The sequence below is a fragment of the Bacteroidales bacterium genome (assembly GCA_035353855.1).
GTDB lineage: Bacteria > Bacteroidota > Bacteroidia > Bacteroidales > CG2-30-32-10 > DAOQAK01.
Genome location: DAOQAK010000075.1, coordinates 1 through 12,973, shown reverse-complemented (window position 1 = coordinate 12,973; position 12,973 = coordinate 1). Strand labels below are relative to the sequence as shown.

The 12,973-nt window shown below is 35.2% G+C and carries 12 protein-coding genes; 9 read left to right on the top strand and 3 right to left on the bottom strand.

Annotated features, from left to right (window positions below; genetic code table 11):
* Window positions 1-316: 316 nt before the first annotated feature.
* From PKK00_14550 to PKK00_14540, 3 genes are all read left to right on the top strand, one after another.
* Entirely contained in the window at window positions 317-1,516 is a 1,200-nt protein-coding gene (locus tag PKK00_14550) for an isocitrate/isopropylmalate family dehydrogenase (protein HNW99623.1), read from the top strand.
* 79 nt (window positions 1,517-1,595) lie between these two features.
* Window positions 1,596-2,165: an HDIG domain-containing protein gene (locus PKK00_14545; protein ID HNW99622.1), complete on the top strand. Its 570-nt coding sequence runs from the start codon at window positions 1,596-1,598 to the stop codon at window positions 2,163-2,165.
* Window positions 2,166-2,298: 133 nt separating this feature from the next.
* Window positions 2,299-4,101, top strand: coding sequence for an aconitase/3-isopropylmalate dehydratase large subunit family protein (locus tag PKK00_14540; GenBank protein ID HNW99621.1), 1,803 nt, complete (start codon window positions 2,299-2,301; stop codon window positions 4,099-4,101).
* A 198-nt stretch (window positions 4,102-4,299) separates the two neighbouring features.
* On the opposite strand, the gene bioD is transcribed toward PKK00_14540, so the two are convergent.
* The 3 genes from bioD to bioB form a co-directional block, all read right to left on the bottom strand.
* Window positions 4,300-4,914 (bottom strand): dethiobiotin synthase, encoded by a 615-nt coding sequence (bioD, locus tag PKK00_14535; protein HNW99620.1) that lies wholly within the window; start codon window positions 4,912-4,914, stop codon window positions 4,300-4,302.
* A 91-nt stretch (window positions 4,915-5,005) separates the two neighbouring features.
* Window positions 5,006-6,199: a pyridoxal phosphate-dependent aminotransferase family protein gene (locus PKK00_14530; protein ID HNW99619.1), complete on the bottom strand. Its 1,194-nt coding sequence runs from the start codon at window positions 6,197-6,199 to the stop codon at window positions 5,006-5,008.
* A gap of 201 nt (window positions 6,200-6,400) precedes the next feature.
* Window positions 6,401-7,348, bottom strand: coding sequence for a biotin synthase BioB (gene bioB / locus PKK00_14525; GenBank protein ID HNW99618.1), 948 nt, complete (start codon window positions 7,346-7,348; stop codon window positions 6,401-6,403).
* A 118-nt stretch (window positions 7,349-7,466) separates the two neighbouring features.
* Between bioB and PKK00_14520 the strand changes: the two genes are divergently transcribed.
* The 6 genes from PKK00_14520 to PKK00_14495 all read left to right on the top strand — a co-directional run bounded on the left by PKK00_14520 (window position 7,467) and on the right by PKK00_14495 (window position 12,914).
* Window positions 7,467-9,290: a carbon starvation protein A gene (locus PKK00_14520; protein HNW99617.1), complete on the top strand. Its 1,824-nt coding sequence runs from the start codon at window positions 7,467-7,469 to the stop codon at window positions 9,288-9,290.
* A gap of 1 nt (window position 9,291) precedes the next feature.
* A complete protein-coding gene (trmD, locus tag PKK00_14515) occupies window positions 9,292-9,975 on the top strand; it encodes a tRNA (guanosine(37)-N1)-methyltransferase TrmD (protein HNW99616.1) in 684 nt (227 codons plus the stop codon).
* A 517-nt stretch (window positions 9,976-10,492) separates the two neighbouring features.
* Window positions 10,493-10,846, top strand: a complete 354-nt coding sequence (gene rplS / locus PKK00_14510; protein ID HNW99615.1) for a 50S ribosomal protein L19 — start codon at window positions 10,493-10,495, stop codon at window positions 10,844-10,846.
* Window positions 10,847-11,097: 251 nt separating this feature from the next.
* Entirely contained in the window at window positions 11,098-11,604 is a 507-nt protein-coding gene (locus PKK00_14505) for a hypothetical protein (protein ID HNW99614.1), read from the top strand.
* A gap of 290 nt (window positions 11,605-11,894) precedes the next feature.
* A complete protein-coding gene (locus PKK00_14500) occupies window positions 11,895-12,359 on the top strand; it encodes a hypothetical protein (protein HNW99613.1) in 465 nt (154 codons plus the stop codon).
* Window positions 12,360-12,395: 36 nt separating this feature from the next.
* Window positions 12,396-12,914: a hypothetical protein gene (locus PKK00_14495; protein ID HNW99612.1), complete on the top strand. Its 519-nt coding sequence runs from the start codon at window positions 12,396-12,398 to the stop codon at window positions 12,912-12,914.
* Window positions 12,915-12,973 lie beyond the last annotated feature (59 nt).

The following is a 12,973-nucleotide window of genomic DNA, read 5'->3' as shown; positions in this document are numbered from 1 at the left end:
TTGACGATTTTCAGCTTTCTTTGTTCCCTGTTTGAAATTTTTGAGGAAACTCCAACATTTTTAGAGATATTTTTTTTAGGATTAAAAAAAGTATTTTGGTTTTATTTTTCAATTCATTGATAATCATGTGAATCTTTAGATATAACAGGGTGAAAATAAATTTATTTTAAAGCAAAGCCTTGACAATCGAATGTTTTAAAAGTTGCATATTACGAGATGCTTAATGAATAAGGGTGTTTGCAGTATATTGAAAATATTGCAATTTGCTTTTTCTATTGTAATTTCGTGGCATAAATCATTAAAAAAACTTATATATATGGCAAAAAGAACAATTGTAGCTATGCCCGGAGATGGCATTGGTAATGTAGTGTTGGAAGAAACCATCCGTGTACTAACTGCTGCTGGCTTTGATGCAGAATATGTCAATGGAGATATAGGCTGGGAGTTTTGGTGCAAGGAAGGAAATCCGCTACCCGACCGTACATTGAAACTTTTGGAAAAACATAAAATCGGATTGTTTGGAGCTATTACCTCAAAACCAAAAGACAAAGCAACTGCTGAACTGGCGCCCGAATTAAAAGATAAAGGATTTGTATATTACAGTCCTATTGTTACTATGCGTCAGAAGTTTGGACTGGATATTTGCATGCGTCCATGTCAGACTTTGGTTGGCAATCCGCTCAACTTTGTTCGTCGTGCTTCTAATGGCGGCGTAGATGAACCGGTAGTTGATTGTATGATCTTTCGTCAGAACACTGAAGGTTTATATGGTGGTGTGGAATGGACCAATCCTCCCGACAATGTATATGATGCATTAATGTCTCACCCAAGATTCAAAGATAATTTTGCATGGTGTCCGCGTCCTGAATTAGCTGTTTCTACTCGTATTGTTACAAAAAAATATTGTACCCGCATTATTAAAGCAGCATTTGAATATGCTAAGAAACGTGGTTTTGATAAAGTTACGCTTTGCGAAAAACCAAATGTGATTCGTGAAACATCAGGAATGATGCTGAAAATTGCACAGGAAATGAGTAAAAAAGAATATCCGAACATTTGGGTTGAAGACGTAAACATCGATGCAATGATGATGTGGCTAACAAAAAATCCTGAAAACTACCATGTAATTGTTTCCGAAAACATGTTTGGCGACATCGTATCCGATGCATTCGCAGGTTTAATCGGAGGACTTGGTTTTGCTACTTCAGCACAATTCAACCCAGAATCAGGCGTAGCTGTTTTTGAACCCACACATGGCTCGGCTCCTAAATATGCCGATTATAAAGTATCTATTGTAAACCCAATAGCCATGGTGCTTTCAGCAGTGATGATGCTTGAACATCTGAACGAAATGGAATTGGCTAACCGCATTCGCAAAGCTGTTGGCGATGTTGTGAAAGAAGGTAAAGTCAGGGCTTATGATATGTTGAAAATGAAAGGTACTCCTGAAGTTATTAACCAGGGCGCTGCTTCAACTAAACAAATGGCCGATGCAATCATTGCTAAACTGAAATAAAAAAATCAAAATATTTTAAACTGAGAATGAGACGTTGCATGCGACGTCTCTTCTTATAATAAATAAAGGAGAAAAAAATATGTGCGACAATATTAAACAAGAATTTATTGATAAAGCAAAAAAATTATGGCCGGAACTGGAATGGATAAAAAATGCCGATCTTCGCGAAAAGACTACCAACACCTGGGCACTGGCACTTCAGAAAAGTGTTCTTACTGTTGACGACCTGAATACTATTCCTTTTACTTTACTTGCCGGACCTGATTTAAAAGTATCATTCATGGATCACAAACGTGCAGTAGTACATATTGCCAAGGATTGCGCCGACCAGATGAATAAATTTTTCAAGAATGATTTACCGGTAAATCTTGATGTACTTATAGCAGGTGCTATTCTTGCTGACGTTGGTAAACTTTTAGAATATGAAATGAAAGACGGAAAATCAGTTCAGGGAAAATATGGGAAATATTTACGTCATCCGTTCTCCGGAGTTTCATTAGCTGAACAGTGTGGTGTTCCGGCTGATGTTTGTCATATTATTGCAACACATGCCGGCGAAGGCGATATGGTTAAAAGAACCACCGAAGCCTTTGTTGTTCATCATGCCGACTTCATGACCTTTGAACCTTTTAAAGACAGGCTTAAATAAAGTTGCTTAGTGTACTTAGTGTCTTAGTGGTTAAATAAGTAGATTATTTGATGAATGTCAGTCTTCGATAAACTCATCCTGACAGCATAAACACTAATCACATGAAAAATAAATGAAATAAAAATTATATAATATGAACTTAATAGAAAAGATACTGGCAAAGCATGCCAACAAATCCGAAGTAAAGTCGGATGAAATTATTGATGTATTTATCGACACTCGCGCAGCACGTGATTTTGGTGGCGCCAACGTGGTAAAAAATCTTTTGGATAATGGTTTAAAAGTAAACGATGCATCAAAAACATGTTTTACTTTCGACTGTAATCCCGGCGGTTCCGACCAGAAGTATGCGCAAAACCAGCAGTATTGCAGGCAGTATGCACGCGAGAACGGAATTGCAGTTTATGATGTGAACACCGGTATTGGCACGCATCTCGCTATCGACAGTGGTCTTGCATGGCCCGGCAGTACTTTTGTTTCTACCGACTCACATGCCAACATCATGGGCGCTATTGGCTCATTTGGTCAGGGAATGGGTGACCAGGATATTGCAGCAGCCTGGGCTAAAGGCGCAGTATGGTTCAAAGTTCCGAGATCGGTGAAAATTAATTTGAATGGAAAACGTCCTGCTGATGTTTCTGCAAAAGATATTGTTCTGAATTTACTTTCTATTTTCGGTGCAAATAAATTGCTTGGTTTTTCTGTTGAAATTTATGGTGAAGCTGTTGAGAAATTCACACTCGATGAACGCATCACCATTTCATCAATGGCCACAGAAATGGGTGCTATCATTCTGCTTTTCACGCCATCGCCTGAAATAATGAAATACTGCGAAGAAAAGACCGGACACAAATTGGAATTGATAAAAGCTGATGCCAACGCAAAATATGAACAGGTTCATGACATTGACATTTCAAAATTTGTTCCTATGGTAGCAAAACCGGGGCATCCGCATGATGATACTTCTGTTGCTTCTGTAAAAAAATCAAAAATTGATTCTGCATTTATTGGAAGTTGCACTAATGGACGTATCGAAGATATGCGTATTGCTGCTGCTATTTTAAAAAATAAAAAAGTTGCTCCCGGTGTCGTATTGAAAATTGTTCCTTCTACTGATGCTGTTTGGAACCAGTGTATGAATGAAGGACTGATAAATATTTTTAAAGATGCCGGCGCTATGGTTTCCAATGCAGGATGTGCAGGATGTGCTGCCGGACAAATAGGACAAAACGGACCGGGTGAAGTTACCATCAGTACAGGCAACCGAAACTTTGAAGGAAAACAGGGAAAAGGCTTTGTATACCTGGCATCTCCTGCTGTAGTGGCAGCTTCGGCTATTGCCGGTTTTATTACCACTCCCGACGATATTCCACAACAACCTGCTGTATTTGAAAAGAAAGAATACATGAAAAAATCAGCTGTTGTAAAAAAAGAAATCGCCGAAAAGCCTTTGGTTGTTGAAGGTCGCGTTTGGATTATCAAAAAAGATGATATTGATACCGATATGATATATCACAACCGTTACCTGACCATTACTGATATCAAGGAAATGGGACAATACTCTTTTGATAATTTAAAAGGTTACGAAGACTTTGCTAAGAAAGCAAAAGCAGGAGATATCATTATTACAGCGAAAAATTTTGGTGCCGGAAGTTCACGTCAGCAAGCTGTTGACTGTTTTATTTCTCTTGGAATATCTTGTATTCTTGCCGAATCGTATGGAGCGATATACGAACGAAATGCTATTAATGCAGCTATGCCTATTTTAACTTACAACCCCGAAAAGATTGCAGTCATTGACTTACAGGATGGTGATAAAATAAAAGTAGATATGGCCCAGGGCAAAGTAACAAATCTAAAAAATAATAAGACCGCCGATATTGATAAATTTACCGATGTTCAGATTGCTATTTATAAAAATGGCGGATTGTTATAAAAAAAGACATACTGCTCAAATCCAGTACTGATAACAGAAAAGGGAATTTTGATTTTTTCATTATTCCCTTTTTTCTTAAAAATATTTAAAACCTCGGTGTAACTCTTTTTATTTTTCTCAGTGTACTTTGAGTTTTAAATTTTTCAACACTGAGAGCACTGAGTTTCCAGAGTTCCACAGAGAAATAATATTTCTGCTTTATACAAGATTAATTATTTTTGTCGCGTACTTTACAACTAAAGCCTTGTCAACTTTTTTCTGTTGAAACAGATTTAATACGCAGGGAATTTTTGAATTTTCAAGTATATATTTTTCAGAAGAATGATTTGGCTCACTGTTAAAAACAATTCCTTTCACAGGAATATTGCGGCTTTTTAACGCTTCTAGTGAAAGTAAAGTATGATTTATACTTCCTAAATAATTTTGCGAAACAAGAATCACTTCCGCATTCAACTGTTTGATTAAATCTATCATTAAAAAATCATCATTCAATGGAACCATCAGTCCGCCGGCACCTTCAATAATTAAATCATTTTTTGTTTCAGGAATAATAATTTTCTCAATATCGATTTTTATTTTTTCTACTTCGGCTGCATAATGCGGCGATGCCGGAGTTTTAAGCCGATAGGTTTCAGGATGAATTTTTGTTTGTGAATTAGAAATTAAATTTCGTACAATATCCGAATCGGAATTTTCAAGCTCACCACACTGTATAGGTTTCCAGTAATCGGCTTTCAAAGCTTCAACCAAAATTGCTGAAACTACCGTCTTCCCTACCCCTGTACCGATGCCTGTTACAAAATATTTTTTCATTTTATCTTACAAATATTTCTCGCAGATATTCGCAGATTTATTTCGCAAATTTTCGCAGAGCGTTTAATTTACGAGAATCAGCGATATCTTTTTACACAAACTTTTCAATTATTTCTGTTAACGTTTTTATTTCTTCTTCGTTATTAAATGAATGAATACAAATCCGCAATCTTTCTTTTCCTGCCGTCACCGTAGGGCTCAGGATGGGGCGCACATCAAATCCTTTTACCTGTATTGCTTTAGCAACTGCAACAACTTTTTCATTACCCGGGATAATTATACTTTGAATCGGACTTGAGCTTTTTATAATATTTATCTTTTCGTTTTCATAAACAATCTTTCTGAAAAATTTAATATTCTTCAGTAACGATTGGTTTGCTTCGTCGCTTTCAGAAAGCAAAGCATAAGCACAACGTATTGCTATCAGCGAATGCAAAGGTAAAGCGGTAGTATAAATAAACGAACGTGCAAAATTTATTAAGTAATCTTTTAATATTTTACTTCCAGCAACCACTGCACCATGCGTTCCCATTGCTTTTCCATAAGTATGTACTCTTGCAAAAACTTTCTTCTCTAAAATATTTTCAGCTACACAACCTTTTCCCTGTGGGCCAAAAACACCGGTGGCATGGGCTTCGTCAACAATAAGGTTGGCATTTTTTTCATCACAAAAAGCAGCAATCTCAATTATAGGTGCTTTGTCACCATCCATCGAATACACACTTTCAACAGCAACGTAAACATTTCCATTAGCCAGTTTAAATAATTCTTTCAAATGTTCCACATCATTATGCCTGAATGAATAAGCCTTTGCATAGCTCAAACGGATACCGTCACGGATGGATGCATGTACCAACTCATCATAAAAAATGGTATCGCCTCTTTTGGGAACACTTGAGAAAAGCCCGACATTGGCATCATAGCCTGAATTAAAAATCAGTGCAGCTTCTGCATCGTGATAAGAAGCAATAAATTCTTCCAAACTTTCGGTAACTGCTGAATTACCTGATATCAGGCGTGAGCCGGTTGAGCCTTCAACAATTTGCCTGGGTTGTTTCTGATTAAAATCAAGTATGCGCGCATGAAGCTCGCCGGTTGTTGAAAATCCAAGATAATCGTTCGAACAAAAATCGACCATATCATGCAACACTTTTAATGTTCGGAATGAGCCGTTGTTCCTGCGTTTATCAAGAGCGTCATTTAAATATTTTTCGGAAGAGAACAAAGTTATTTTAGATTTTATGATTTTAGATTTATGAATTACGATTTTGAATTCAACAAACATTTATATTTCGCCCCTACCTGCATCGCCCTATGGCGTGTGGGCTCTCAATTATATGTATTATATTTTTACCAATATTCTGTCCCTACGGGACAATTTTCAAATAATACATATTAAATATTTGCCACCTCTTATCGTTTATTTTTTCAATCAATTTCCTAATTTACTTTTAATGACAATAAATGACTTAATGACATTTTTATTTCAATGTGCTTGCAACCCCAATATTTTCAACAATTCCATATCGCTATCAATTTCAGGATTTGGTGTTGTTAATAATTTTGTTCCTACAAAAATAGAATTTGCTCCGGCTAAAAAACATAATGCCTGCGCTTCTTCTGTCATTTGCTTTCTGCCGGCAGCAAGACATATCATCGATTTTGGCATAACCATTCTCACGGTGGCTATCATCCGCATCATTTCCCATGATGAAAGAATGGGATTATTTTCCAATGGAGTTCCTTTAACAGGGACAAGTACATTCAAAGGCACAGTGTACGGATGTTTCCGCATTGTTGCTAATTGATGAATCATTGAAATTCTATCTTCATCCGTTTCACCCAAACCAATGATTCCACCGGTGCAATGCTGAACTCCGGCATTAATCAGGCAGTCTATAGTTGCCAGTCTTTCTTTATATGAACGTGTTGTTATGATTTTTGGATAATGTTCATCGGAAGTATCAAGGTTATGATTGTATGCTGTAATACCTGCATCAGCAAGTTTTGCAGCCTGGTCTTCATTCATCATCCCCATGGTACAACACACACTCAATCCTTCTTTTTTTATTTGGGAAATCATTTCCAAAACATTTTCAAATTCTTTTCCATCAGGTATATCACGCCACGATGCGCTTAAACATACACGCTCCACTCCTTCCTGTTTTGCTTCAATTGCTTCGTTTAAAACTTCTTCAACACTTAACGATCTATGCGGAATTACATGTGTGGTGTATCGTGATGACTGCGCGCAATAAGCACAATCCTGTGAACAGGCTCCTGTTTTAAATGAAATCAGTTTACTGATTTTTATTTTTGAATACTCATGAAATTCCCTGTGTAAAGAAGCTGCTTTAAAAATAAGGTCGATTAAAGGTAATTTATAAATTTCTCTTATTTGTTGTTTGGTCCAGTTATTACTGATTGCCTGCATAAATTAAGGTTAGAAAGATGCAAATTTAATTATTTTATACACTAAAAAATTTATTCATTAAAATTAAAAGCATTTTAGTTTTACTTACTTTTGTTTATTGTTATAAAAAATATTTACAATGAATGCAATGCCATTAGTAATAGCTGCACTGGCTATATTTGCTTTAGCTTACCGTTTTTATTTCAGTTTTATTGCTTCAAAAGTTTTGATGATCAACGAAACTAAGCTTACCCCTTCAAACCGGCTTTATGATGGTCAGAATTACCAGCCAACAAGCAAGTGGGTGTTATTCGGGCATCATTTTGCAGCAATAGCGGGCGCCGGTCCATTGGTGGGTCCTGTTCTTGCCGTTCAATTCGGGTATTTCCCCGGATTCTTATGGATGCTCATAGGCGCTGTAGTAGCAGGTTCAGTGCATGATGTAGTTATTCTCACAGCATCAATTCGTCATGATGGAAAATCTTTAGCAGAAATTGCAAGAACAGAAGTCAGCAAATTAAGCGGTGGAATTTCTTCGCTTGCAATACTTATTATTCTTGTAATTGCAATGGCCGGACTCGGGCTGGTGGTTGTAAATTCGTTATCTGAAAGTTCATGGGGAACATTCACTATAGCTGCAACCATACCAATTGCACTAACTATGGGTGTGTGGATATATAAAATCCGTAAAGGGAAAACAACTGAAGCAACAATTTTCGGGATAATAATATTATCGCTCGCAGTAATATACGGACGCTATATTCCCGATTCACCATTTGCATCATGGTTTACTTTCGATCATAAATCGCTTACCCTGTTACTTGCAGGATACGGGTTTCTTGCATCGGTATTACCTGTATGGCTTTTATTAGCACCACGCGATTACCTCAGTTCCATAATGAAAATTGCAGTCATAGCCTTGCTTGCAGTAGGTATTATTGTTGTGGCTCCTGATTTAAAAATGCCTGCATTCACAACATTTACGCATGGCGGAGGTCCTATCATCCCCGGCACTTTATTTCCATATCTTTTTATCACTATTGCTTGCGGTGCTATTTCAGGGTTTCATGCTTTAGTAAGTTCGGGCACCACTCCAAAAATGATCATGAGCGAAAAACATATTAAACCTATTGCTGTTGGTGCTATGCTTGTAGAAGGCATGGTAAGCATCCTGGCGCTTATTGCCGCTGCCAGTCTTTTACCCCTTGATTATTTCATGATAAATGTTTCTCCTGAAAAATTACAAACGATATTACCTCAATTGCATGCCATGGGATTCACTGATTCCAACATTAATGAGCTATCCAATGAAGTAGGTGAGAAAATTATCGGAAGAACAGGTGGTGCCGTATCGCTTGCTGTTGGCATGGCACAAATATTTTCATCTATTGGCGGACTTAAACATTTGATGTCATACTGGTACCACTTCGCTATCATGTTTGAAGCGCTTTTCATCCTGACCACGATTGACGCCGGAACCAGGATAGGGCGATTTGTTTTACAGGAAACTTTAGGAAAAATTTACAAACCATTTGCTCGAACAAACTGGCTACCCGGAAATCTTTTGGCCAGCGGAATCATTGTATTTGCATGGGGATATTTTATTTACTCGGGAAGTGTATCTACAATATGGCCTATGTTTGGAACAGCTAACCAGTTGCTTGCTACCATTGCTTTAGTCATCGGCACATCGTACATTATTAACCGTGGACGCGCAAAATATGCATGGGTAACAATCATCCCTTTGGTCTTTGTAGGAATAACAACACTTACTGCAGCGTTTGAAAATATCATTAACATATACTGGCCACAAATGTTTGTTGATGCAACACAAGTGCAGGGAATCATTAATTTTACTTTAACTTTGATAATTATTTTCTGTGCTATCACAATTATTATTAATGCTATTCCAAAATGGATAGCTGTAATTAAAGGAAAACAAGCAGTAATTAAAGAAACCTGATATGCGAATAGATATTCTTACAATATTTCCTGAAATGTTCAACGGACCTTTTGACCATTCCATAATTAAAAGGGCAAAAGATAAAGGCATTGTCGAAATTCATATTCACGACATCAGGAATTACACTACAAACAAACACCGGAGTGTTGACGATTATCCCTTTGGTGGCGGTGCAGGAATGGTAATGATGATTGAACCCATCGCATTATGTATTGACGATTTGAAAGCCGACAGAAAATACGATGAAGTGATATACATGAGCCCTGATGGGGAACTGCTTGAACAAAAACTTGCAAATAAATGTTCTTTATATAATAATGTAATTATTCTTTGCGGACATTATAAAGGTATTGACGAACGTATACGCGAACATTTCATCACGAAAGAAATTTCTGTCGGCGATTATGTATTAAGCGGTGGAGAACTTGCAGCAGCAGTATATTGCGATTCTATAATACGACTAATACCGGGAGTATTAAATGACGAAACCTCTGCCCTATCTGATTCTTTCCAGGATAATTTAATTTCGCCACCAGCATATACACGTCCCGCGGATTACCGTGGATGGAAAGTTCCCGAAGTTCTTTTATCAGGAAATGAAAAACTCATTAAGCAATGGCAAATTGATAAAGCTATTGAAAGGACAAAACAACGCCGTCCTAAATTACTCGACGAAGAAAAATAATTATTCTTTTTGCGTGTGTGTCATATCCCGCAAAAGCAAAGTGTTGCTCCTGAACAATTGGTATAAAATAATATATCGTGAATAACACTGTTTCATACCAGTAAAAACATCATTCATTTTCTTCAAGCGGTCGGTTTTTTTTATAAAATATCTTTAATACCGATTGTATATATGTAATAGTCCAATAAATTGTACTATAACATCTATGTCATCGGCATAACCATTGTAAAATTTAAAATATCCTTTGGCCTATTTTAAATTAACAATTGGTATAATTATACCGACAGAAAAGAGTTTTGCAAAAATATTTTTTGTTTTCTGTACGGTATAACTCGTTCTAAACAGTTTTGCCTTTGCAAACCTGATAAGAACGAGTATAATTATATTTGCAACGAAATTAACAGAAGCAACTGTTTCCCAATTAATTTATTTTTTTTGTAAAATTTGTGAATACTTAAAAAATATTCATACATTTGCACTCCGTTTTTGAAGATTAATATTTAAATATCAAGAAGTCATGAAGGCAGAAATTATAAAACAGATTGAGCAGGAACTAATGCCGAAAAAAGATTACCCAGCTTTTAAAGCCGGCGATACTATTACTGTTCATTATAAAATTATTGAAGGTAATAAAGAACGTATTCAGCAATATCAGGGTATTGTTTTGCAACGATGCGGCGATGGCGCTACAGAAACTTTTACTGTTCGCAAAATATCAGGTAATATTGGCGTTGAAAGGATATTCCCTATTGCTTCACCTTTTATTGAAAAAATCGAACTGAATAAAAAAGGCGTTGTTCGCAGGGCTCGTATATTCTACATCCGCGGATTAAGAGGTAAAAAAGCCAGAATTAAAGAAAAAAGAATGTAACAATTATTATCATACATTGAAAGCTGTCAAAAAAAAAATTGGCAGCTTTTTTTATTTTCTAAAAATCTATTTCTTTAGATTTGCAAAAGTTATTATTCAATAAAAAAAGGTATATGGTATAAAGGTATACGGTATAGAGGTATAGAGGTATATGGTATATGGTATATGGTATAAAAAAATAAATTTACAAAAAACCTTATTTCCCTATCCCCTTATACCCCTATACCTTTATACCCTTATAACTTAATATTATGAAAAAACTACTTATCATACTTATAGCAATAACAGCCCTTGCCGAAGGCTGCAAAAAATATGAAGAAGGACCTTGCTTTAGTTTGCGCTCGGCAAAAAAACGTATGACAGGAACATGGAAAATTGATAAGTTTTACATAAATGGTATAGATTCTACTATTGAATATTTTTCAAAATTGGGTTGCAAAATAGAATTTACAAATGAAGTCTACAATTTAGCAGACAACAATAACTGGAAATTAAAATTAACAAATTGTATTACAGATAAAGTTTATTTAGGGTTTTGGTATTTTTATAATGAAAAAAATAAAATTAATATCAATTTTCTTGCAGATTCCTCTTTCCTAATTACGAATTCTATTGGTCCATTTGGAAATGACAGAAACGCTATATGGACAATATTAAGATTATCAAATAAGGAGTTAAAGATAAAAGTTGAAGATTACTATGATTTTTTTATTACTCCTCATACTTCTACATATATTATTGAACTTAAGAAAATATAAAAATGAAAACACAATTAAATGTTTTAGTCATTCTTATAGTTATGGTATTTTTACCAAAATTAGTAAGTTCACAAACCTCCGGTGAAAATTTAATGAAATATTAGTTTTACTGTAATCGTTTGCAATATTTTGTTTTAACAGGAGATGGGGCAGGAGTGTATATTCCGCCGTGGTGGACGACTTGCTACTAATGACTATTAAAAACAATGAATGAAAACCTAATGACCAAAAATGACACGCAGTAAATGACCATAAATAATAGCATAAGTAAATGACAAAATTCTAAAAACATGAAAAAACTACTTATCATACTTATAGTAATAACAGCCATCACCGAAGGCTGCAAAAAATATGAAGAAGGACCTTGCTTTAGTTTGCGCTCGGCTAAAAAAAGATTATATGGCACCTATACGCTTACTCAGTATACAGTAAATGGTGTTGATTCTTTGAATTTATTTAATGATAGTTTAGGTCTAAGTTTTAACTTTTATTATTCTGGTCAAAGCGAAAATGATGTTTGTGTAATTGATGGTTTGAGAAAAGATGGAGTAGAGACTGATTTAACTTGGCAATGGGAGTTAATAAATAAAGAGAAGGTATTAAATATAAAAACATCATATGGTATAAGAGGAACTGGTCCTTTTGGAGGTAACAAAAAGCCTGAATGGAATATTCTAAAACTTAAAGCAAATAATGTTAAACTTAAAACGAATTATAATAATAAAGAATATAATATTGAACTTAAAGGAGATTAACAAAAAACATATAAGTTTTTATTAAAAAATTGTTTTATGAAAAATAAAATTTTTAAACAGATAGTAATTCTATTAATTACTTTTTCATATAATTCTATATCTTATAGTCAAGTTTCTATTGATATGATGAAATATTGGTATTACAGAAATAGATTAAAGTATTTTGTTGTACCGGGTGAGAAATGGGGAGAGAGTCAGATTATTTGCGTTAGAAATTTAATTGATGCACCAAACGATCCAAATCAAAGTAATAATCCAGATCAATGGACAAATATTGATTATGGACAAATTGGTAAATACACAGGTTTATATATAGGAACTCTTGCAACAGAATATTATCTATTAAAAAATAATGGGCAATATGAAGATGCAGCTCATACTGCATATGAACTCTATTTAGCATTATATGCATATCAGGAATACTGGGATGCTAAAGCTGAAAATTATTGGTCTGGTTGGACATCAAATAACTCAAACTATACAGATCCTTTAAATGGTTTTTTTATAAGAGGTAATGTTCCTTGTGATTTTTTGGATGAAACAAATTTATCATAACAACTCACTAGCGTTGCGTCTTAGTTAGAACATTTTCAATTGATTACATGACTGTTCTT

Excerpts from the sequence above, each read along its gene's own strand:
- trmD (HNW99616.1), top strand. The coding sequence starts at position 9,292 with ATGCGAATAGATATTCTTACAATATTTCCTGAAATGTTCAACGGACCT.
- bioB (HNW99618.1), bottom strand. The coding sequence starts at position 7,348 with ATGCAGGCAATCAGTAATAACTGGACCAAACAACAAATAAGAGAAATT.
- PKK00_14530 (HNW99619.1), bottom strand. The coding sequence starts at position 6,199 with ATGTTTGTTGAATTCAAAATCGTAATTCATAAATCTAAAATCATAAAA.
- PKK00_14550 (HNW99623.1), top strand. The coding sequence starts at position 317 with ATGGCAAAAAGAACAATTGTAGCTATGCCCGGAGATGGCATTGGTAAT.
- PKK00_14500 (HNW99613.1), top strand. The coding sequence starts at position 11,895 with ATGAAAAAACTACTTATCATACTTATAGTAATAACAGCCATCACCGAA.
- PKK00_14545 (HNW99622.1), top strand. The coding sequence starts at position 1,596 with ATGTGCGACAATATTAAACAAGAATTTATTGATAAAGCAAAAAAATTA.
- PKK00_14520 (HNW99617.1), top strand. The coding sequence starts at position 7,467 with ATGAATGCAATGCCATTAGTAATAGCTGCACTGGCTATATTTGCTTTA.
- PKK00_14495 (HNW99612.1), top strand. The coding sequence starts at position 12,396 with ATGAAAAATAAAATTTTTAAACAGATAGTAATTCTATTAATTACTTTT.
- bioD (HNW99620.1), bottom strand. The coding sequence starts at position 4,914 with ATGAAAAAATATTTTGTAACAGGCATCGGTACAGGGGTAGGGAAGACG.
- PKK00_14505 (HNW99614.1), top strand. The coding sequence starts at position 11,098 with ATGAAAAAACTACTTATCATACTTATAGCAATAACAGCCCTTGCCGAA.
- rplS (HNW99615.1), top strand. The coding sequence starts at position 10,493 with ATGAAGGCAGAAATTATAAAACAGATTGAGCAGGAACTAATGCCGAAA.
- PKK00_14540 (HNW99621.1), top strand. The coding sequence starts at position 2,299 with ATGAACTTAATAGAAAAGATACTGGCAAAGCATGCCAACAAATCCGAA.